This is a genomic window from Pseudomonas huaxiensis, assembly GCF_003231275.1.
Lineage (GTDB): Bacteria > Pseudomonadota > Gammaproteobacteria > Pseudomonadales > Pseudomonadaceae > Aquipseudomonas > Aquipseudomonas huaxiensis.
The window spans coordinates 66,729-87,392 of the sequence record NZ_QKVL01000016.1; the positions used below are offsets into that span (position 1 = coordinate 66,729).

General features: G+C 65.7%; 21 protein-coding genes and 1 pseudogene. 5 read left to right on the forward strand and 17 right to left on the reverse strand.

Annotated features, from left to right (window positions below):
- Nucleotides 1-23: 23 nt before the first annotated feature.
- A pseudogene (locus DM374_RS17930) lies at nt 24-215 on the forward strand (RNA 2'-phosphotransferase); the annotation flags it as partial.
- Nucleotides 216-429: 214 nt separating this feature from the next.
- Here DM374_RS17930 and DM374_RS17935 read toward each other — a convergent pair.
- The 10 genes from DM374_RS17935 to DM374_RS17980 form a co-directional block, all read right to left on the reverse strand.
- Nucleotides 430-1,470 (reverse strand): alpha/beta hydrolase, encoded by a 1,041-nt coding sequence (locus tag DM374_RS17935; protein ID WP_110971082.1) that lies wholly within the window; start codon nt 1,468-1,470, stop codon nt 430-432.
- Between the two features lie 104 nt (nt 1,471-1,574).
- A complete protein-coding gene (locus DM374_RS17940; RefSeq protein WP_110971083.1) occupies nt 1,575-2,855 on the reverse strand; it encodes an OprD family porin in 1,281 nt (426 codons plus the stop codon).
- A gap of 49 nt (nt 2,856-2,904) precedes the next feature.
- Nucleotides 2,905-3,774 carry an aldose 1-epimerase gene (locus tag DM374_RS17945; protein ID WP_110971084.1) on the reverse strand — a complete coding sequence of 290 codons (870 nt, stop codon included), beginning with the start codon at nt 3,772-3,774 and terminating at the stop codon, nt 2,905-2,907.
- A gap of 91 nt (nt 3,775-3,865) precedes the next feature.
- A complete protein-coding gene (locus DM374_RS17950; RefSeq protein ID WP_110971085.1) occupies nt 3,866-4,957 on the reverse strand; it encodes a mandelate racemase/muconate lactonizing enzyme family protein in 1,092 nt (363 codons plus the stop codon).
- Nucleotides 4,954-5,763 (reverse strand): NAD-dependent epimerase/dehydratase family protein, encoded by an 810-nt coding sequence (locus DM374_RS17955; protein WP_110971086.1) that lies wholly within the window; start codon nt 5,761-5,763, stop codon nt 4,954-4,956. Before DM374_RS17955 ends, DM374_RS17950 begins: the two co-directional genes overlap by 4 nt.
- A 165-nt stretch (nt 5,764-5,928) precedes the next feature.
- Entirely contained in the window at nt 5,929-7,218 is a 1,290-nt protein-coding gene (locus tag DM374_RS17960) for an MFS transporter (RefSeq protein WP_110971087.1), read from the reverse strand.
- An 85-nt stretch (nt 7,219-7,303) separates the two neighbouring features.
- On the reverse strand, nt 7,304-7,597 hold the full coding sequence (locus tag DM374_RS17965) for a Dabb family protein (RefSeq protein ID WP_110971088.1): 294 nt from the start codon (nt 7,595-7,597) through the stop codon (nt 7,304-7,306).
- Nucleotides 7,598-7,611: 14 nt separating this feature from the next.
- The gene (locus tag DM374_RS17970) at nt 7,612-9,018 is read right to left on the reverse strand and encodes an aldehyde dehydrogenase (NADP(+)) (protein WP_110971089.1); all 1,407 of its coding nucleotides are present in this window, start codon (nt 9,016-9,018) and stop codon (nt 7,612-7,614) included.
- Between the two features lie 11 nt (nt 9,019-9,029).
- Entirely contained in the window at nt 9,030-9,476 is a 447-nt protein-coding gene (locus DM374_RS17975) for a nuclear transport factor 2 family protein (protein WP_110971090.1), read from the reverse strand.
- 3 nt (nt 9,477-9,479) lie between these two features.
- Nucleotides 9,480-10,289 carry an RraA family protein gene (locus DM374_RS17980; protein WP_095155170.1) on the reverse strand — a complete coding sequence of 270 codons (810 nt, stop codon included), beginning with the start codon at nt 10,287-10,289 and terminating at the stop codon, nt 9,480-9,482.
- Nucleotides 10,290-10,465: 176 nt separating this feature from the next.
- On the opposite strand from DM374_RS17980, the gene DM374_RS17985 reads away from it, so the two are divergent.
- The 3 genes from DM374_RS17985 to DM374_RS17990 all read left to right on the forward strand — a co-directional run bounded on the left by DM374_RS17985 (nt 10,466) and on the right by DM374_RS17990 (nt 13,152).
- The gene (locus DM374_RS17985; protein ID WP_110971091.1) at nt 10,466-12,073 is read left to right on the forward strand and encodes an IclR family transcriptional regulator domain-containing protein; all 1,608 of its coding nucleotides are present in this window, start codon (nt 10,466-10,468) and stop codon (nt 12,071-12,073) included.
- A 268-nt stretch (nt 12,074-12,341) separates the two neighbouring features.
- Nucleotides 12,342-12,506 (forward strand): hypothetical protein, encoded by a 165-nt coding sequence (locus DM374_RS33500; RefSeq protein ID WP_175650037.1) that lies wholly within the window; start codon nt 12,342-12,344, stop codon nt 12,504-12,506.
- Between the two features lie 4 nt (nt 12,507-12,510).
- Nucleotides 12,511-13,152, forward strand: a complete 642-nt coding sequence (locus DM374_RS17990) for a helix-turn-helix domain-containing protein (RefSeq protein WP_110971092.1) — start codon at nt 12,511-12,513, stop codon at nt 13,150-13,152.
- Between the two features lie 19 nt (nt 13,153-13,171).
- On the opposite strand, the gene DM374_RS17995 is transcribed toward DM374_RS17990, so the two are convergent.
- Nucleotides 13,172-13,672, reverse strand: coding sequence for a hypothetical protein (locus DM374_RS17995; protein ID WP_110971093.1), 501 nt, complete (start codon nt 13,670-13,672; stop codon nt 13,172-13,174).
- A 343-nt stretch (nt 13,673-14,015) separates the two neighbouring features.
- Here DM374_RS17995 and DM374_RS18000 point away from each other — a divergent pair, with 343 nt between their 5' ends.
- On the forward strand, nt 14,016-14,858 hold the full coding sequence (locus tag DM374_RS18000; protein ID WP_225422529.1) for an IclR family transcriptional regulator: 843 nt from the start codon (nt 14,016-14,018) through the stop codon (nt 14,856-14,858).
- A 174-nt stretch (nt 14,859-15,032) separates the two neighbouring features.
- On the opposite strand, the gene DM374_RS18005 is transcribed toward DM374_RS18000, so the two are convergent.
- The 6 genes from DM374_RS18005 to DM374_RS18030 are packed head-to-tail and all read right to left on the reverse strand — an operon-like array spanning nt 15,033 to nt 20,628.
- The gene (locus DM374_RS18005; protein WP_110971094.1) at nt 15,033-16,187 is read right to left on the reverse strand and encodes an iron-containing alcohol dehydrogenase; all 1,155 of its coding nucleotides are present in this window, start codon (nt 16,185-16,187) and stop codon (nt 15,033-15,035) included.
- Nucleotides 16,188-16,197: 10 nt separating this feature from the next.
- Nucleotides 16,198-17,352 (reverse strand): iron-containing alcohol dehydrogenase, encoded by a 1,155-nt coding sequence (locus DM374_RS18010; RefSeq protein WP_110971095.1) that lies wholly within the window; start codon nt 17,350-17,352, stop codon nt 16,198-16,200.
- A 6-nt stretch (nt 17,353-17,358) separates the two neighbouring features.
- Nucleotides 17,359-18,006: a branched-chain amino acid ABC transporter ATP-binding protein gene (locus tag DM374_RS18015; protein WP_110971096.1), complete on the reverse strand. Its 648-nt coding sequence runs from the start codon at nt 18,004-18,006 to the stop codon at nt 17,359-17,361.
- Nucleotides 18,003-18,773: an ABC transporter ATP-binding protein gene (locus tag DM374_RS18020; protein ID WP_110971097.1), complete on the reverse strand. Its 771-nt coding sequence runs from the start codon at nt 18,771-18,773 to the stop codon at nt 18,003-18,005. Before DM374_RS18020 ends, DM374_RS18015 begins: the two co-directional genes overlap by 4 nt.
- Nucleotides 18,770-19,729 (reverse strand): branched-chain amino acid ABC transporter permease, encoded by a 960-nt coding sequence (locus tag DM374_RS18025; RefSeq protein ID WP_110971098.1) that lies wholly within the window; start codon nt 19,727-19,729, stop codon nt 18,770-18,772. Before DM374_RS18025 ends, DM374_RS18020 begins: the two co-directional genes overlap by 4 nt.
- On the reverse strand, nt 19,729-20,628 hold the full coding sequence (locus DM374_RS18030; RefSeq protein ID WP_110971099.1) for a branched-chain amino acid ABC transporter permease: 900 nt from the start codon (nt 20,626-20,628) through the stop codon (nt 19,729-19,731). The genes DM374_RS18025 and DM374_RS18030 overlap by 1 nt, the downstream gene beginning before the upstream one ends.
- Nucleotides 20,629-20,664 lie beyond the last annotated feature (36 nt).

Sequence of the window (20,664 nt, forward strand, 5' to 3'; positions counted from 1 at the left end):
ATGCTGTCGCGCATCAGCGCCAACGCCATCATGTGCATCTGGCGCAGGACATCGATACCGCACTTGCGGTAGGCCAGCGCTATGGCAAACCGGTGCTGCTGAAGGTGGATGCGCTGCGGATGCATGAGCAAGGTTGTGTGTTTTTCCAGGCGGACAATGGTGTCTGGCTGATCGAGCAGGTGCCGATTGATTACCTGGAACTGCTGAAAAACTGAAGCTTCGCGATAGGGTTCACTGGCCCCATCGCGACGGTTCGGCGCCCCGACAAGCTCGCTCCCTGTATGTTCTGAGCCAAGCCTTGGCATTGCGGTCGGCTCAAGACTTGTGGGAGCTGGTCTTGCCAGCGATGAGGCCGGAACAGACCAGTGTCGACTGCAATGACCCCATCGCTGCATGGGTATCTACACATCTCGCAGGCAGCCCAAGAGGTCAGGTCACCTCGTACTGTGGGAGCGGATTCATCCCACAGGATCGCAGTTGGCTGGCGGTCTGCGATTGCCTGGGAGATGTGTAGATACCCATGCCCATCGCCGGCAAGCCGGCTCCCACAGGGAGGAGGCGTGCGTGCAGCCAATGGGCAATGTCGTCCCACAGTCGCTCCACCCGCTCTACCCCGAACGCCCGCAACCCGGAATGCACCAGCCCTTCCACCACGCGCACCTCGGCTTGCCCGCCCGCCTCCCGCAACGCCTCGCCATAGGCGACCCCGTGATCCCGCAGCGGGTCGATCCCGGCCACGCCGATAAAGGCCGGGGCCAGGGCGCTGAAGTCGCTGGCTTCGAGCGGCATGGCGCAGGGGTCGAGGCGCTGGTGGGCATCCGGAAGGTAGCCTGCCAGCGATTTGTTCAAGCCCACGGCGTTGAGCATCGGTGCCTGGGCGTGTTGGTGCATCGACGGCAGGTGGGCCCGCGCGGTCAGCACCGGATAGGCCAGCATCTGGCCCAGCGGCTGGGGCTGGGCATCGCGACGCAGTGCCAGGCACACGCTCGCCGCGAGGCTGCCGCCAGCACTGTCGCCGCCGACGACCAGACGCTCGCGACTCAATTCGGCATCGATCCGTCCGTGACGCAGCCCGTGCCACGCGGCCAGGCAATCGTCCAGCGGCGCCGGGTAGCAATGCTCCGGCGCCAGTCGGTAATCCACGGCGACGATGGCGATCTTCACTCGAGTTGCCAGGGCATAGGCGAACCAATCGTGGGTGTCGAGGCTACCCAGGTCCCAGCCGCCGCCATGCAGGTACAGCAGCGTCGGCCAGCCACCGTCGGGCGTCTCGCCCTGCGGTTTGTAGACCCGCAGGCGCAGGCCATCGAGCGAGTGATCGGCCACCCGCAACCCCGCCGGTTTTACCGGGGTGCAGGCCAGGCAGGCGCGCAGGAAAGCTTCGCGGCGGGCGTTGATGTCGTCGCTGACAGGAGCAAAGCGCTGCGCGGCTTCGACGTAAGCACGGATATCAGGATCAAGCGTTTTCATTGGGACTCCGGAGAAGCAGTTGCAAGCAGCAAGCGACAAGCCGCAAGTAAAAGCAGGCCGTGTCGCCGTCTTGCCGCTTGAAGCTTGCAACTTGAAGCTCGCCGCTAGAACAGCGGCAAGGTGTACGCCAGGATCACCCGGTTTTCATCGCGCCGGCCCGTGGCGTCGCCTTGCAACTGGACGTTGCGCCAGCGCAGGGCAAGGTTTTTCAGCGGGCCGTTTTGCACGACGTAGGTGATGTCGATGTTGCGTTCCCACTCGCTGCCGTCCTCGCCCGCCACCTTGAAGTTGTCGCCCTTGACGTAGCGGGCGAAGGCGCTCAGGCCGGGCACGCCGAGGGGCGCGAAGTCGAGGTCGTAGCGGGCCTGCCAGGAACGTTCCTGGGCACGGTCGAAGCGCAGCACCTGGACGGCGTTGGCCGCGGCCGGCAGATCAGTGTCGTGGATGAACGGCAAGGCGCTGTCGCCGGCGTTGTACTGGTAGCCAAGGCGGAAGGTCTGCGGGCCGAGGTTGGCGCTGAGCATGCCCGAGGTCATGCGGCTGTCGAGCTTGCCGGCCTTCTCGGCGCCGGACTCGCCGGTGTCGAGATAATTGAGGGTGCCGCCGAGGGTCCAGTCACCGAGCTTGCGGCTATGGGTGACGGTGGCCAGGTTCTGCTGGTAGACATCTTCCAGACGCCCGCCCCACAGGCCCGCCGACCACTGCGGGGTGATGCGCCAGGTGCCGCCGAGGTAGTCGAAGCGGTCGCTGAACACGCTGTAGTAGTTGCCCACCTGGATATCCCGAGCGCCGGCGAATTCCCGCTGGTTGACCTGGCGCATCTGCCCGGCGCTGAGGTCGAGGTTGTCGATCTCGCGGACATCGAGCATGGCGCCTTCGAAGAACTGCGGCAGCAGCCGCGCATCACCGGAGCTGACCAGCGGGATTTTCGGGAACAGGCCACCGACCTTCAGTTCGCTCTTCGAGTACTTGAGCTTGATGGCCGCGGTGGCTTCGGAAAACTGATCCACCGAACGCGGATCGGCGTTGCGCGGGCCACCGGCGCGGTCGTAGGCGCCGGGCAGCAGCGCGGAGCCGCTGCGCGATGGCGAAGAATCCAGCTTCAGGCCCAGACCGGCGTAGAAGTCCACGCCGACACCGATGGTGCCTTCGGTGTAGCCCGACTCGCCCTTGAGGATAAAGCCCTGGGCCCACTCCTCAAGCTTGGACTGGGCCGGCGCGGTGGAGTCGCGCAGGTCGTGGTTATAGTAGAAGTTGCGCAGGGTCAGGTTGGCCTTGGCGTCGTCGAAGAACGCCGCGTGGGCGCCCAGTGGCGCGAGGCCGAGCAGCAGTGTGAGGGGTTTTGCGGTGCGAGCGAAGCCCGCCCCTTTCGAGGAGTCTTTCATTGTTTTTGTTCTCGTTATGTGGTGTTGGATCAGGGTTGCGCGGCAGGCCTCAAGGGCCTTGCCAGGTAAACGTCAGGGTCGCCTCCAGCGACGCGCCTGGCGCCAGTTCGCGGGTGCCGGTTTCAGCCCAGGTGTCTTGAGGCTGATTGAAGCCGTCGGCCAGGTGCGACACCGGTTCCAGGCACAAGTACGCGGAACCGGCCGGGGCGAAGGCGACGAAGTGGCTGAGCACGGGCGAGGCTTCGACGCTCAACCGACCTTGCGGGTAGTCCAACTCAAGCTGGCCGTCCCAGCGCGACTGGTAGTGCGCCCGTGCGGCGCGGTCGTCGGCGGCGAGGGTCCAGGTCTGCGGCGCATCGTCGAACGCGCCGGTCGCCAGGTATTCCTCGTCGATCCGCCATTCACGACCCGTCCGCCACCGAGCTCGCATTCCCGCATGACGCTGGAAGTACGGGTGCAAACCGAGCCCGGCCGGCATCGGCGTGTCACCTTTATTGCTCAGGCGCAGGGTGACGATCAGGCGGTTGCCGTCCAGAACGAACGCCTGCTCGGCACGAAACGCCCAGGGCCAGTGGTCGCCCTGGTAGTCGCAGCGGATCAGCGCCTGCCCAGCATCGGCGCTCAGCACTTGCCACACTTGCGTATGGCTTACGCCATGCAGGGTGTGCGGTCGCGCCGCCGGATGCGCCGGCAGCGCATGCTCGACGCCGTTGAACGCCAGCCGCGCATTGCGCAGCCGGTTGGAGTACGGCATCAGCGGATAGGCACCCGCCCGTGGCCAGTCCAGCGGATCGAAGGCGTCGCTGGCGATCGGCAACAACAACTCCAGCCCTTCGGCACTCAGCCCGGCGATGCGCCCGCCCCACCCAGGCAGCAGGCGCAGGTTCCAGATCGAATTGCTCAGTACAACGGCTTGCATGGGACCTCCACTACCCGAAATCGGGCATGACGAACCCCTGCCGCCACTGGAAGCCAGTGGCGGAGGTTGACGATGGAATGAAGAGCCGCAATCAGTGGCGGCGGAAGCGCTCGATCACCTGCAGATCGATATCCACGCCCAGGCCTGGGCCCTGCGGGATCTGCAACTGGTGGCCGCTGCGCAGCGCCTCGACCGGGTACAGCCAATCCGCCGGCTCGACGAACAGGTACTCGATCTGCGGCACCCACGGCTGCACCGCCGCCAGGTGCAGGGTAGCGATCAGGCCGGGACCGAAGTACGGGCAGTGCGGCAGCACCACGGCGTCATGTTGGCGGGCCAGCTCGCCGATGCGCAGGGCTTCGGAAATCCCGCCGACCTTGGTCACGCTGGGCTGCACCGAGTCCACCGCGCCACGGGTGATGGCCTGTTCAAACTGCACCGCGGTGCACCAGTTCTCCCCCGCCGACAGCGGCACGCCCTGCCCGCGCAAACTGGCCAGGGTGGCGAAGTCTTCAGGCGGGAAGATCGGTTCTTCCAACCAGGCCAGTTTCATCTCGCGCAGCGCCGGCAACCACTCGCGGGTGTCGCTGACGCTCCAGCCGCAGTTGACGTCGGTGGCCATCGGCACCGCGTCGCCGATGGCACGGCGGCAGGCGGCGATTTCGTCGAGGGTCACTTCGTGCAACTTGATCTCGCGAAAGCCCATGTCCAAGGCTTTCTCGCAGATGGCCGGGGCCACCTCGTTGTCGGCGTAGCGCACCAGGCTGGCGTAGGCCGGTACCTGCTCGCGAATGGACTCGCCCAGCAGGCGGTGCAGCGGCACGCCTTGGCGGCGGGCGCTCAGGTCCCACAGACCGATGTCGACGCCGGAAATGGCGAACATCGTCACGCCGTAGCGCCCGAACAGGTGCAGACGCAGTTGCAGCTCGCGGTTGAACGCCGGGATATCGATAATCTCGCGGTTCAGCAGCAGCGGCGCGATCAGGCGGTCGATCAGTGCCTTGGTCGCGTCGGCGACAAAGTAGCCGAATGCCTCGCCCCAGCCGACATTGCCGTGTTCGTCTTCAAGACGGATCAGCACGTTTTCCAGGCTGTGCCAGGTGGTCGGGGTGATGCCCTGACCCTTGCCGCCATCATGGAAAGGAATCTCGACCACCTGGGTGTCGATGCGGACGATCTTCATACGCGCTCCAGCACACTGGCCAGGGGAACGCCGGCATAGGCACCGCCGACATGGTCACGGCCCGAACCCTCCGGGGCCATGGCTTCGTAAGGCAGGAAATCATCGGCCAGGTGCTCGCCGGCGTTGTCCTGCGGCGCGTAGCCGAGCTCGCGGGCGCGGCGGTTGTGGAACAGCGGGTTGGGGCTTTCCGAGACGCCATAGACGATCTCGTTGCGCACCGCCGGATGCTCCAGTCCGATCAGCAGCAACTGCGCCAGGTCGCGGGCGCTGGTCCACATCCGCAAGCGACGGGCGTCAGAAACGGTGGCGTCGGCATTGCCGATGCGCACGATAAAGGTCGCCAGGTCGCTGCGCAGGGAGAAGGTGGTGCAGGTCGCTTCGCCGAACACCTTGCTCAGGGCGTAATAGCTGTCCGGGGCGACCGGCATGTCGTCGAAGTACTCGGCCTGGTCACTGCGGTACTGACCGAGCACATGGTGGCTGCTGGCAAAGACGAAACGCTTGACGCCAAAGCGCTGCGCGGCTTCAAGCAGGTAAAGGGTGGCATGGTAGTTGGGCTCGACGGTGCTCTGGAAGGCAATGTCGGTGCCGTGGGCGCAGGCCAGGTGGACGATGCCATCGACGCCCTCGACCGCCTGCTGCACGAAGGCCGGGTCGGTCAGGTCGCCGACCAGCGCGCTTTCGCCGCTGACCAGCCCTTCGACGGGCTTGCGGTCCAGCAAGCGCAGTGCGTAGCGCTGGCGCAGGAAGGGCCGCAGCGCGGTCCCGACGATACCGGCGGCGCCGGTGACAAGTAGCGTAGGCATGACAGATTCCTGAAGATCATGTTGCCGCCGGCTCGCGAGCCGGCCATTTACAGGGTCTGGCGGTGATCCACCGCCGTCCCTGTCACCTTGGCCGGCCCGGGTTGGGGTCGGCCTTGCGCGGCGCACCGCGCTACGGGTTCCGGCCCGAAGGCCGGTGGTCAAGTATCAGGCCGCGGCGATAACCACGCCCTGCTTCGCCGGTTTCTGGCCGACAAAGAACGCCACGATCAACGCACCGAGAATGCCCAGCCCGCCCGCCAGGGCAAAACCGCTGCCGTAGGTGCCGGTGGCCTGGATGATGAAGCCGGTAACGGTCGGTGCAACGATACCGGAGAGGTTGGCCAGGCCGTGCATGAAGCCGCCGGCGGTGCCGACCTGATGATCGGGTACGGCGTCCTGGATCAGCGACCAGTAGGCCGGTGCGGTGAGCATCAGGAAGCCGATGGCGACAGTCATCACCGCCACGGTGGCGGTCACGCTCTGTACCTGGCCGGTGAGGCCGATGCACACCGCGGCGATCAGCAGGCAACTGACCAGCACCACCTTGCGCGAGAACAGTTGCTTGCCGGTGCGCTTGAACACCCAGTCGATCAGCAGGCCGCCGCAGATGAAGCCGACGGTGCCCACCAGCCACGGCAGCGCGGTGACGATGCTCATGGCTTTCAGGTCGATGCCCTTGGCGTCGATCAGGTAGCTGGGGAACCAGGTCATGAAGAAATACAGGATGTAGTTGTAGCAGAACAGCGAGACGCCAGTGACCAGCACCGAACGCTGCAGGATGATCTGCAACACCGGGGTGCGCGGCGCCTGCTCGGCAGTCATCACTGGGGCTTCGCGGCCTTCGTTGATGTCGGCCAGTTCTTGCGGCGATACCTGCGGGTGCTCTTGCGGGGTCGAGGTCGCCAGGCGGTACCAGGCGATCGCCCAGAGCACGCCGATGATCGCGATCACCACAAAGGCCACGCGCCAGCCCAGCCACAGCGCGAGGAAGCCGACGATCGGACCGGCCAGGGCGCCGCCCAGCGGGCCGCCTGCCTGGTTGATACCGATGGCGCGGGCGCGCTCCTTGATCGGGAACCAGCTGTTGACGGTCTTGTTGGCGGTGGTGGACACCGGGCCTTCGCCGACGCCGAACAGCGCACGGACGATCAGCAGCGACCAGAAGTTGAAGGCCAGCGCGGTGGAGCCGCACAGCACCGACCAGAAACTCATCGACCAGGTCAGCACGCGCTTGGGCCCGAAGCGGTCGGCCAGGTAACCGCCGACGAAGCAGAACAGCGCATAGCCGAAGAAGAAACTGCTGAAAATCATGCCTTTCTCGGAAGGCGTGAGGTGATATTCCTGGGTAATGAACGGCATGGCGATGGACAGCGCGGCCCGGTCGACATAGTTGATGATCATGGCGATGAACAGCATCGTCAGGATCGTCCAGCGGTAGTTCTTTTTCTTGTTCATGTACGTCTCCGTCCGGCGCCAGTGGCCACCGGATCTTGTTGTTATAGCGCCTGCCCCGAGGCAGCGAAACAGGCGCCTCTGAGGTCTAGACGCTGTAATCCACCGCCACCCACTCGAAGTACTGCTTCAAGTCCGCCACCAGGGCCTGGTGCGCGGGATGTGGCAGGTAACGCTCCACCGCGGCCGCGTCGTCGAAGCCCGCGTCGAGGATGTAGTCCCAGCAGATCGGGCGCTCCAGCTCGTTGGCGGCGACGTTCCAGTCACGGATGAAATCGATCTCCCCTTCCAGCGTGCGCATGCGCTCGACCAGACGGGTTTCCAGCTCCGGCTGCGGCGCGACGCCGGCCAGGCGGCGGAACAGCACGACATGTCGCATCATCGCCCTGCCCTCCGTCAGCCCAGCACCCAGGCCGGCGCATCCTGCAGCGCAACGGGGCGCAGGAAGCGCTCCAGCGCGGCATAGCCGACCGAGGTGGTTTGCGGGGTGGTCGACGACGGCCATGGACCGCCATGCTGCTGGGCATGGCAGACCGCAACACCGGTCGGCACGCCGCCGAACAGCACGCGCCCGGAAATCGCTTCGGCGGCCCGCAGCAGTTGGCGGTTGTCCTCGCTCGGCGCCTCCGCACCCCACAGGGTGGTGGTCAGGCTGCCGCCCACTGCCTGCAGCACCTCGATGATCTGCGCAGGCGACTGGGCACTGACCACCAGCGCGGCCGGGCCGAACATCTCTTCATGCAGGTGCGGATTGGCAATGAACGCGGCCGCCTCGGTCGCGAACAAGCGTGGCGCGGGACCGACGCCATCGGCCGCCGGTTCGAACACCGCGCGGGCATGGCTGGCGACCGTGGCGGCGGCAGCTTCGAAGCCCTGCTGCATGCCCGGCGTGAGCATACGGTGCGTGGCAATCGGCGCAATGGCCGCCGCCAGTTGGGCGACGAAGCGCTCGCTGAGTTCCGAAGCCAGCAGCACGATCAGGCCCGGGCTGGTGCAGAACTGACCGCAACCGAGGGTGATGGACGCCGCCAGGGTCTTGGCCAGGCCTTCGCTGTCTTTTTCCAGAGCAGCGGGCAACGCCACCAACGGGTTGATCGAGCCCAGCTCACCGTAGAACGGCACCGGACGCGGGCGATCATTGGCCGCCTGCCACAGGGCCTTGCCGCCCTGGTAGGAACCGGTGAACGCCACCGCGGCGATCCCCGGGTGCTGGACCAGATAGGTGCCGCCAGCGCGAGAGGTGTTGTCGATCAGGGTCAGCACGCCTTCCGGCAGACCCTGTTGGCGCACCACGGCGGCGGCCAGTTCGAATACCGCGCGGGACAGTTGCGGGTGGCCGGAGTGAGTCTTGACCACCACCGGGCAACCGGCGGCCAGCGCCGAGGCGGTATCGCCGCCCAGCACCGAGAAGGCGAACGGGAAGTTGCTCGCCGAGAACATGGCGACCGGGCCGAGGGCGCGTTGCACCCGCACCAGCGCCGGACGCCCGGCTGGCGGCGCGCCGGCAACGGCTTCGCTGACGACATGGCGGTACGGCACGCCAGCCTCGACTTCACTGGCGAAACCGCGCAACTGGAACGCCGTGCGCGCCACTTCGCCGTTCAGGCGCGCTTCGCCCAGGCCGCTTTCGCGGTCGGCGATGGCAACCAGTTCAGCCTGTTGGCGCTCCAGTGCATCGGCCAGCCCACGCAACAGGCCGGCGCGCACGGCGGCGCTGGATTCGGCCCAGAAACCGGCGGCGGCAACCGCCTTGGCAACGGTCTGGTCGATGATCGCCAGGGACGGGTCTTGATGATCGGTCATGGCAGGCTCCTTCAGCGTGCGTTCGGTTCGAGGTGATAGCCGCGGCCGGTGTAGTCGAAGGCCACCAGTTCGTTGATCGCCACCTCCTTGTCCGCCGGCGAGGCGTAGTAGGCGCGGATTTCCTTGATCAGGCCGGTGGTTTCGTCGAACACGTACCACTCGTCACCGCGCAGCGCGGTGCCTTGTTTGCTTTTCCAGTGGGTCCACTCGATCACCGCTTCAAAGCTGTCGTGGCTGACCAGGATCTTCTCGATGGTCCACTGCGAACCGAGGTTCTCCACGCACCAGACCCATTTGCGGGCGATGGTGTCGGCGCCGCGCCACGGCACTTCGGGCAGGCCGGCGGGGAAGTAATGCACGGCGTCGGGAGTGAAGCAGGACACCAGCTTGTCGTAGTCGGCCTCGTTGCAGGCATCGAAGTAGCGACGGATCAGTTGCGCGTGTTTGTGCTCGGCCACGGCTCAGCCCTCTTTCTTGTCGATGATCGACGGGATCGCCGGGCGGCCGCTGGCTACCCAGGCGTGGTAGTCGGAAACCGACGTCGGGCTCGGCGGGTAAACGCCCCACAGCGGTTCGCCGGACGCGATGCGCATCGCCAGGTAGTGCTCGATGTCGTCCTGCACGGTGCAGACTTCGGCCAGTTCCTCGGCCAGGTGCGCCGGGACCACAGTCAGGCCGTCGGCGTCGCCGACGATGATGTCGCCGGGGTACACAGCAACACCGGCGCAGCCAATCGGCACTTGCAGATCGGCGACGTGGTGGTAGGAGATACGGGTGGTGGCGGTGATCTCGCGGGCATAGGCCGGCAGGTTCATCGCGGCGATTTCGCTGCCGTCGCGCAGCGCGCCGTCGGTAACGATGGCCTTGGCACCACGGGCAAGCAGGCGGGTCACGAGGATATTGCCGGCGGAGGCTGCCGCCGGGTCGTTGCGGCTGTCGATCACCAGCACGTCGCCTGCCTGTACCTGCTCGACGCCGACCCATTGCAGGTTGTCGTCATTGGGCTTGGTGGTCATGGTCTGGTAGGTGTCGATGTCTTCGCGGGCCGGGATGAAGCGCATGGTGAAGGCGCGGCCGGCGAACGGCTTGGTATCGCGGCTCATGGCGCGCAGGCCGACCAGCGCCGGTTGACGGAATCCGCGCTTGAACAACTGGGTGGTCAGCGAACCGCTGCTGCAGGCGGCCAGCTTTGCCAGCGTCGCATCGCTGACTTCGACCTTCTTGCCCGAGGCACTTTCGTGGGCGTCGGAATAGGTGTGGATGACGGACATTCTTATAGGTTCTCCAGGCAGGATTTCATCCGATGGGCGGCCGACAGAAAATCCCACGATGTGGAACAAAGGCCGGCTTCAAGCCCCGCTGAGGTCGATTCTATGAGGGAAAAACTGCCCGCAAAGAGGCAGAATCGACCTCATGACAGTCGCGTTCCAACTGATGGGAATAACCGATGAAAACAGGTGAAGGCACCGCCGCCCTTGAAAAAGCCCTCGACGTGCTCCAGGCCATTGGCGCCATGCCGTCCGGCATCACCCAGGCGCGCCTGGCCGAACAGGTGCAACTGCCGCGCACCACGCTGTACCGGATTCTCGCGACCCTGGTGGAGCGCGGCATGATCCGCCGCGACCCGACGCGCAAGGTCTACCGGCTGGGCTTCAACTACCTGGAGATGGTCCGCAATGCCTACCTGGAACCGGACCTGGTGGCCGCCGCCAGCGCCGAATTGCGGGCCTTGCGCGACCTCACCGGCGAGACCTCCTACCTGGCGGTGCTGGACGGCAATCAGGTGCTGTCGCTGGAGCGCTGCGACGGCGCCCACACCCTGCGCTCAGCCGCCAGCCTCGGCCAGGGCAAGCCGGTGTATTGCACGGGGCAAGGCAAGGCGATCCTGTCCGCCCTCGCCCCGCTTGCCCGCGACGAAATTCTCAAAGGCTTGGTGCTGGAGCCGCTGACACCGCTGACCATCACCGACCGCCGTCGCCTGCTGGCCGAATTGCAGATCACCCGCACCCGCGGCTACGCCCTCGACGACGAGGAAATCCGCCTCGGCGTGCGCTGCGTAGCGGCGCCGATCATCGACAAGCAGGGCGTGGTGCGCGGCGCCCTCAGCGTTGCCGGACCTGCGTACCGTTTGACCCTGGAGCGCCTCACCCTGCTCGGCCCGGAACTGGCCGACGCCGCGCGGCGGGTGGGCGAGCAGTTGCGCCCGGAACCGGCGCAACGCCCGTCCGGGGCGCTGGGCGTGGTGCCGGCGCCCTGGGCGTTTCATGGCGCCTTTGCGCGCTGGCATGCGCCGAGCAAGACGCTGTATTGGGCCGACACCCTGGCCCCGGCGATCCATTGCTGGGACGGACACGCCAGCCGCCTGCTGACCCGCCTCGACATGCCGGTGCGGGCGATGGAATTGCACCGTGACGGTTTGCTGGTGGCCCAGGCCGGTGGCTGGTCATTGATCGACTGGCAGGGTCAGGAGCACCCGATGCAAGACCTGCTCGGCAGCCGCCTGCTGGCATTGGCCAGCCATCCCGGCGGTGGACTCTGGGCCTGCGCGCGGACGGCAGGCGGTTGCCAGATCGGCGAAATGAGCGCTGAAGGCGACCTGCGCCACGGCTGGAACCTGAGCGAGCAGATCAGCAGCTTCCGCTGGGACGCCAGCGGCAGCGCTGTATTTGCCATCGCCCCCGAGACTGGCGACATCCTGCGCCTGCAGCCGGGCAGCAACGCTGTGCGCCGCCTGGCCTCACTGCCCCGCGGCGGCGGCAGCCTCAGCGGCCTGGCGCTGGACGCGCAAGGCGGCGTCTGGACCACCCAGCGCGACGGCTGGAGCCTGGCGCGCTTCGACGCCGAGGGCAATCTGGACCGCATGATCGGCCTGCCGGTGCCCTGCCCGACCGACCTGTGTTTTGGCGGCGAGGACCTGCGTACGTTGTTCATTACCAGTGCCCGGCAGGAGTTGAAGCTGGAGGCGCTGGGCAGTGCACCGGATTCCGGGTGCGTGTTACAGGTGCAGACCGAGGTGAGTGGGCAGCCGGGGGTGGCGGTCAGTGGGGTGTTTTGAGTTCTGGCTGCCAGGTGCTTGCCAGCGCCCACAGGGGTAACCGGCGGAACCCGGAGCCCTGTGGGAGCCGGTCTTGCCAGCGATGCGCCGCACAGGCGGCGCTCGATCTCAGGAACGCAGACCTCCTCCCGCCCGGCTCCTCATAGCCTTGCCCCCTGAACATCAATTCCATAAAGCTATTAATAAATACGAATTCATTATTTCTGGTTCTAACCGGAAATCCGTAGTCTCCGCTCATGGCCCCACGCTTCAGACCAAGGAATTCTCCATGAGCCACGCCGCCAACATCGTCGACTTCACCCTCTACCGCAAACGCAAGCACGCGCAACAAACCGGTCGTCTGCTGTGGGCGATGTACGCGCAACAGGCCGGCTTCGCCGCGCAACCAGGGAGCGTCGCGGTATCCGCCTCGAAAGCCCCGCGCCAGGCGTGAGGCGATGAATACACCCAACCGTTTTCTGGTGACCTCGGACGAGCCGCCGCTAAGCCTGCCGGAAATTCCGGGCCAGGACGACGATGGTGTCGGCTTGCGGGTCGCACGCAATCTGCAGCGGCTGCGCAGCAAGCGTCAGTTGTCGCTGGATGCGCTGGCCAGGGCCAGTGGTGTGAGCCGTGCGATGCTGGCGCAGATCGAGTCCGGGCGCAGCGTTCCGTCCATCCGCGTGCTATGCAAGATTGCCCACGGGCTGAAAGTCTCGGTCGCAGCGTTTCTCGAACAGCGGGAATGCGAAGGCGTGACGCTGTTGCCGGCACGGGACAGCAAGCGCCTGGTCAGCGCCAGCGGTGCGTTCGTCAGCCGCGCGCTGTTTCCCTACGATGCCGCGCATCAGACCGAATTCTACGAGTTGCGGATCAGTCCGCTGGGAGAAGAGCACTCCGAGGGGCATGGGCCCGGGGTGCGGGAGAACCTGGTGGTGGCCCAGGGGGCGCTGGAAATCAGCGTCAACGAAGAGCGCTTTCTGCTCTCCACGGGGGATTCGATCGTTTTCTACGCCGACCAGCCCCACCGCTACCGCAATCCGGTAGACAGTGAGGCCGTGGCTTACCTGGTGGTGACCCACCCCGAACGCCGCGACTGAACCCCGCGGCGGTGCTGCATCAGCAGGTGCAGCACATCATCGGCATGCCGTTGCAGCTCATCATCATCGGCATGCTGCAGTCGTTCATCATCTTCATCATCAGCATGCAGCAGTTGTTCATCATTTCCATGCTCATGCCGGCCATCGGCATCATCTTGCAGGTCATGCAGTCGGCCATCAGGGTGCATTCCATCATGCACTTCATCATCGGCATGCCGTTCATTGGCATCATGCCCATCATCGGCATCATCATGCCCATGGCCGCCTGGGACATCCCCATCATCGACAGGTTGCCGCACTGCATCATCATCGGCATGCCGCAGTTCATCATCATCTGCATCATTTCCGCGCTGTTGCGGAACATCGCCATGTCCATGCCGGCAGCAGGCTTCATGGTGCACATCATGCCGTCTTCGACCATCTTGCAGGTCATGGTCGCCATCATCATCGGCATGCCCATCATTGGCATCATCGGCATGTTGGCGCTCATCGGCATCTGCATCTGCATTGCGTTCATCATGGTGAAATCCTCTTCAAATTCGACGATAGGGTGTGGAGTTGATGGCGCCGATTCTAAGCCGGCCCGGCGGCGAGGCAAGATGACAGCCTAGCAGCGCCGGGAGCTGCCAGAGCGGGCTAATAACCCGCAATCACATAGTTCAAAAACGCCATGACGCCGCTATCGAAGCAATAGCAGACACAGGCTCCCGTTTCGTGACGAAAGCGACGCGATGGATATCGCCAACGCTTCCATGCTCATAACCCAGATGCATATTTGATCTAAGCCCCGGCAAAAAATCTCCGAACGCAGCGCAGCTCCCGTACTACGCGCCTCTTCACCCCGCCACGGATCACGGCTAACCTTGGCGACCGGCCAGGACGGCATGTCGCGCCGACCGTTCACCCAGCTTTCGGAAACCACTGTCACGATGGAAATTTCTTCGACTCAACCCGCGCACAGCAGCAAGGACAGCGGCGGGCGCGTTCAGGTCATCGACCGCTCGATCGTGCTGCTACGCACCCTCGCCGGCCTCAAGCACGGCGCCAGCGCGCTGGACCTGGCCCGGCTGACCGGCATCGAACGCTCCACCATCCATCGTCTGCTCAAGACCCTGACGTACTGGAGCCTGATCGAATCCCGTGGTGCCACCTACCACATCGGCCCGGAAAGCCTGATCTACTCGGCCGCCTACCTGAACCGCCTGAACCTGCGCCGGCTCGCCCTGCCCTACGCCATCGAGCTGCAACGGGTGATTGGCGAAAGCCCGGCGATCGTCTCGCTGTCGGTGCCGGTGGGTGACCAGGTAGTGCTGATCGAACGGATGTGGACGCCGGCCACGCCGCTGAACGTGATCGTCGACCTGGCGGACCAGTTCCCCATCGAAGGCAGCCCCAGTGGCCGCGCGGTGCTGGCCACCTACAGTGAAGCGACCGCACGGGGTGTGCTGGGTGATGAACGTTATGCCAAGGCGCTGCCGGCGCTGGAACTGATCCGCAGCCAGCAGGATTTCGCCTTCGGCCATGGCGAGTTCAAGCCGGGGCTGTCGTCGGTGGCCTTCCCGATCCGCGTCGAAACCGGTCAGGCGCTGGGCGCCGTGGTGGTGGCGGGGCTGGGTATGGAAGAAGAAACCCACCCGGCCTCGCCACTGGCAGCCCATGTGCGGCGGGCGTGCGAGGGGATTGCGGCACAGTTGGGGAATCTCTAGAGCCTGTAGAGATTGGGGCGCGGCTCAGCCCCCTGAGGGAGCTTGCCGGCGATAGCGTCTGATCCGGCAACGGTGTTGTTCCGAGCGGCCTCATCGCCGGCAAGACCGGCTCCCACAGGATCCTGCGCCAGACAGCGAACTTGCGTTCCGCCAGTGCCTCCTGTGGGAGCGCCCTCAGTAAATCCCGCGATAAATCGCCTTCACCTCCTCCACCGTCATATCCCGCGGATTGCTGTCGATCAAACGCTTCAATCCACCCACCACATCCTCGGCCATCGCCGGGATCGAGGCTTCATCGATCCCCAGTTTCGACAACCTTGTCTCCAGCCCGCTATCGCGCACCAGATTCTCGATCGCCCGGACGAACGCCTCCGCCGCTTCCGCCTCGCCAGCAAACACTTCGCCCGGCAACAGGTGCTCCGCCAACTCGGCGTACAGCCGCTGCGCCGCACTCAGGTTGAAGCGGATCATCGGCGCCATCACCAACGCATTGGCATGCCCATGGGGAATGTGGAATCGCGCACCCAACGGATACGCCAGCCCATGGATCGCCGCGACAGACGCATTGACGAAGGCCATGCCGGCCATCAGCGAACCCTGCAACATCGCTTCCCGCGCCGCGACATCGCTGCCGTCGGCGAGAACCTTGCGCAGGTTGCCGCCGAGCAGGCGCAAAGCGGTGGTGGCCAGGCCGTCGGAGATGGGGTTCTTGCGGGTGCGACTGGTATAGGCCTCGATGGCGTGGACCATGGCATCCAGCCCCGTCGCCGCGGTGACCTGGGCCGGCAGGCCGAGGGTCAGTTGCGGGTCGAGCACGGCGACGTCGGGCATCAGTTGCGCCGAGTACACCGCCTGTTTGCGCTGCTGGGCATCGGTGATCACCGACACCCAGGTCACTTCCGAGCCGGTACCCGCCGTGGTCGGCATCAGCACCAGCGGCAGGCGCTGGCCGCGCGCCTTGTCGGTGCCGTAGAGGTCGGCCAATGGCTGCTCGCTGTTAATCAGCAACGCCACCAGCTTGGCCGCGTCCAGCGAGCTGCCGCCGCCAAGACCAAGCACGCCATCGGCCTCGAAGGCGCGGCCCTGGCTGACGGCCTGTTCGACCACCGCCGCGGGCGGGTCAGCCACCACCTGGTCGAACACCGCGACAGTGCAGCCTGCCGCTTCCAGGGCGGCGCGGGCCTGGTCGGCGAAGCCAAGCTTGACGATGCCGGGGTCGCATACCAGCAGCACGCGACGGGCCGAAAGGCCAGCGAAGACCTGGCCGATGCCCTGCAAGGCACCCGCCTCGCAGACGATACGCGGAACACTTCTGAATTCGTGGTTCATGGCGATTTCCTCACAGCACCGAGGCGTAGATAGCGCGGGCGTCTTCCCGGCTGACCGGGCGCGGGTTGTTGATCAGCAGACGCTCGACCTTCATGGCGTCGTCGCTGAGGCGGTCGAGGTCAGCCTCGGTCACGCCCACGTCCGCCAGGCGCTGGGCGAACGGCATGCGTTCCACCAGCGCGGTCATGAAGCCGATAAACGCCTCGCAGGCCTGCACCGGCGTGTCGAAACGCTGGCCGGGCAGCACGGTCGCCGCCAGTTCCGCGTACAGCGGCTCCGCGGCGCTGCGGTTGAAGTTCAGCACCGGCACCAGCACCAGCGCATTGCTCAAGCCATGGGGTACATGGAAGTGCCCGCCCAGCGGATAGGCCAGCGCATGCACCGCCGCCACCGGCGCGTTAGCGAACGCCATGCCGGCGAGCATCGAGCCCAGCAGCATGTCGGACCGCGCCTGCAGGTCGCCCGGCTCGGCCAGCACCCGGTCGAGGTTGCCACCCAACAGGCGCAGGGCCTGCAAGGCCAGGCCGTCGGACAGCACGTTTTTCTTGTGTTTGCTGGTGTAGGCCTCGATGGCGTGAACCATGGCGTCGACGCCGGTCATGGCGCTTACCGCTGCTGGCAGCCCAACAGTCAGGCGGGCATCGAGCAAGGCGATGTCCGGGTAGAGCAAGGCGCTGACCACGCCTTTCTTCTCGTGGCTGGGAGTGGTGACGATGGCCACGGCGGTGACTTCCGAGCCGGTGCCAGCGGTGGTCGGCACCTGGATCAGCGGCAGGCGCGGGCCTTTGGCCAGGTTGATGCCGTAGATATCGGTCAGTGCCTGGTCATGGCCGCAGAGCAGCGCCACCAGCTTGGCGGTGTCCAGCGAACTGCCGCCGCCCAGGCCAATCACCGCCTGGGCCCGGCAGTTGCGCCCCGCCGCTACCGCGTCGAGCACCGAGGCTTCGGGCGGGTCGGCCTGGACGTCGCTGTACAGGGTCACTTCAACCCCGGCGTCGCGCAGCGCCTGCATCGGCGCCTCCAGCAGGCCGGCGCGTTGCAGGCCAGGATCGCTGACCAGCAGCACGCGTTCAGCACCGAGTTCGCGGCACAGGGCGCCGAGGCGCAAGGCGCCATCGACTTCGCAGATCACCCGTGGCGTGGTTTCAAAGGTAAAGGTCGACATGGCTTTTTATCCTGCTCGCACGCTGCCGCGTTCGATGCGGTAAACGGCATCGACCAGGTCAGCGGAATGGGTGTCATCGGATTCGGAGATCAGCACGCACAGGCCTTCCTGTCCGAGCTGGGCGATCACTTCGCTGAGGCGCCGCGACAGCACCGGCGCCACGCCCTCGAACGGCTCGTCGAGGATCAGCAGGCGGTTGCCCGGCATCAGCGCCCGGGCCAGGGCCACCAGCTTCTGCTGGCCGCCGGACAACTGCATGGCGCGGCGGTCGCGGAACTGGGCGATTTCCGGGATCAGGCCGTAGACCCATTCCAGGCGCTCGGCGCTGCCCGGTAGCTTGTTGGCCCACACCGGCAGCAGGATGTTTTCTTCCACCGTCAGCGCCGGGATCAGCCGGCGGTCTTCCGGCAGGTAGCTGATACCCGCCGCCGCACGTTGGTGACCGGGTTGGGCGCAGAGGTCGTTGCCGGCGAAACGGATCGAGCCGGAGGTGGCGTCGAGCAGGCCCATGAGGGTGCGGATCAGGGTGGTCTTGCCGGCGCCGTTATGGCCGATCAGACCGACCATTTGCCCGGCACCGACGTCCAGCGAGACGTCGTGCAGGATCGGCACCGATTCGATGGCGACATTGAGGTTGCGAATTTCCAGGCTCATGCGGTTGCCCCCTTGTGTGCCCGCTGGCCGCCGGTGACCAGTTCCTGGACCCGGGCGTTGGCCAATACCGTTTGCGGCGGGCCGTCGGCCAACACTTCACCGCTGTAGAACGCGAGGATCCGCGACACGTAGCGGCGCACCACGTCCATGTCGTGCTCGACAAACAGCACGGTGACCTGATGCCGCGACACCACCTGCATCACGGTGTCCATCAACTGGGTCTTCTCTTCGGCGCTGACGCCGCTGGTGGGTTCGTCGAGCAGGAGCATCTGCGGATCGCCGATCAGTGCCATGGCGATGTCGATCAGCTTGCGCACACCTTGCGGCACTGCGGTGACCTTGCTGTCGCGCCAGGCGAGGATGCTGAACTCGCTGAGAATCGCCTCGGCGCGGGCGATCCGTGCGTCATTGCGCAGCGGTCGCAGCAGCGACGGGAATGGCGATTCGGCGGCGGCCAGGGCGATCAGCAGGTTGTCCAGCACGGTCAGTTCGGGGAACAACTGGGCGACCTGGAACGAGCGGGCCATACCGGCGCGGGTGATCGCCCGCGGCGTGCGGCCGATGATCGACTGGCCGTTGAAGAGGATTTCGCCCCGGCTCGGCTTGAGGTAGCCGGTGACCATGTTGATGAAGGTGGTCTTGCCGGCACCGTTGGAGCCGATCACGCCCACCACTTCGCCCTTGCTGATGCTGACGTTGACGTCCTTGGCGGCGGTGACCGCGCCAAATTCCTTGTACAGCCCACGGGTTTCGAGAATGCAGCTCATGCCTTGGCCTCCACTGCCTTGGCCCGGCGGGCCTGACCACTGAACAGGCTCCACAAGCCCTTGGGTAGGAACACGATGATCGCCAGCAAGGTGATGCCGAGGATCATCTGCCAGCTATGGGGCACCAGCTCGATGGCGTAGGTGCGCACCACGGCGAACAGCACCGCCGCAATGATCGGCGCCGCCACGTGGGCCGTGCCGCCGAGCAAGGCGATGAAGACGAACTCGCCGGAGGTGATCCAGTAGGCCATTTCCGGGTCGATGTGCCCGGCGGCCAGAGCCATGAAACCGCCACCCAGTGCCGATACGCCGGCGGCGGCAACGTAGTTCATGTACAGCACCCAGCGCGGCGACTGGCCGAGGTACTCGACCCGCACTTCGTTTTCGCGGATCGCCTCGCACATCGCCCCGGCACTGCTGCGGCCGTAGCGGTGCAGCAACACGGCGAGCACGGCGCTGACCGCAACGATGATGACGAACAGCGCCAGCGGCGCCTGGCCTGACGCCGGGCTCCAGCCAAACAGGGTCCAGGCCTTGACGTTGAAGCCGTCGGTGCTGCCCAGGGCCGGGCTTTTCACCAACATGCCGTAGAGGATCATCGAGAACGCCAGCGACAGCATGGCGAAGAAGATCTCGCGGTAGCGGGTCATCAGCAGGCCGAGGATCATCGCCAGCGCCACGGCGGCGGCGACGCCGATCAGCAGGAGGGTCGGCAAGTCGCTGATGTTCAGGAAATGCCCGCTCATGCCCACCGCGTAGCCGCCGATGCAGAAGTACAGGCCCTGACCGAAGGTCACCAGGCCGGCGCGCATTTGCATCACCACGCCTTGCACCACCATCGACTTGGCAAGCGCCATGGTCAGCAGGAACACCAGCCATTGCGGCGCGATCAGGCCGCTGAGGGCGAGCAGCACGGCGACGCCCAGCAGAATCAGTTCGGTTTTATCCAGGCGCATCAGATTTTCCTCGCAAGCACGCGGCCGAACAGACCCTGCGGACGCACCGCGAGGACCAGCGCCATCACGCCATAGATCACGAATAGTTCGAATTGCGGCGCGTAGTGCACCGCCGCCGCGCGGCTCAGGCCCACCAGCAAGGCGCCGAGGGCGGCCCCTTCGATGCTGCCCATGCCGCCAATCACCACCACGGCGAAGGCCAGTACGATGATTTCCACGCCGATGCCCGGCGCCACGGAAATCGCCGGGGCCGTCAGCGCACCCGCCAGAGTGCCAAGTACCGTGCCGAGCACGAACACCAGGGTGAACACCCGACGCACGTTGACGCCCATCGCCAGCGCCACTTCGCGGTCATGGATCACCGCGCGCAGCACCTTGCCCTGATGGGTGCGCTCCAGCCACAGCCACAGGCTCAGGCCAAGCACCAGGGAAACGCCCACCAGCATCAGGTCGTAGTTGGAGACTTTCAGCCCGGCCAGCACACTGCGGCCCATTTCCGCGTAAGGCTGGTAGGCGAAGTACGGGTTGACGCCCCAGATCATCTTCATGGCGTCTTCGAGGATCAGCAGCAAGGCGTAGGTGATGATCACCATCAGCACTTCATCGCGGCCGTACATGAAGCGCAGCAGGCCACGCTCGATCAGCAGGCCGACCACCAGCCCTGCGGCCAGTGCGCAGCCGAGCATCATCAGGTAGCCGATCCAGACCGGCCCGACCCCGTTGTTGAAATACCAGCCCACCAGCGAGGCGGCAGCATAGGCGCCGATCGCGTAGAAACTGCCATGGGCCATGTTCAGAATGCGCATGACACCGTAGATGACGGTGAGCCCCGCCGCGACCAGAAACAGCCACGAGGCATAGATGGCGCCGTCGATCAGCACCGCGTAAAGACTCAGCATAAGTGTGTCCCAGGCAAGAGTGGCGGCCAGGACCGG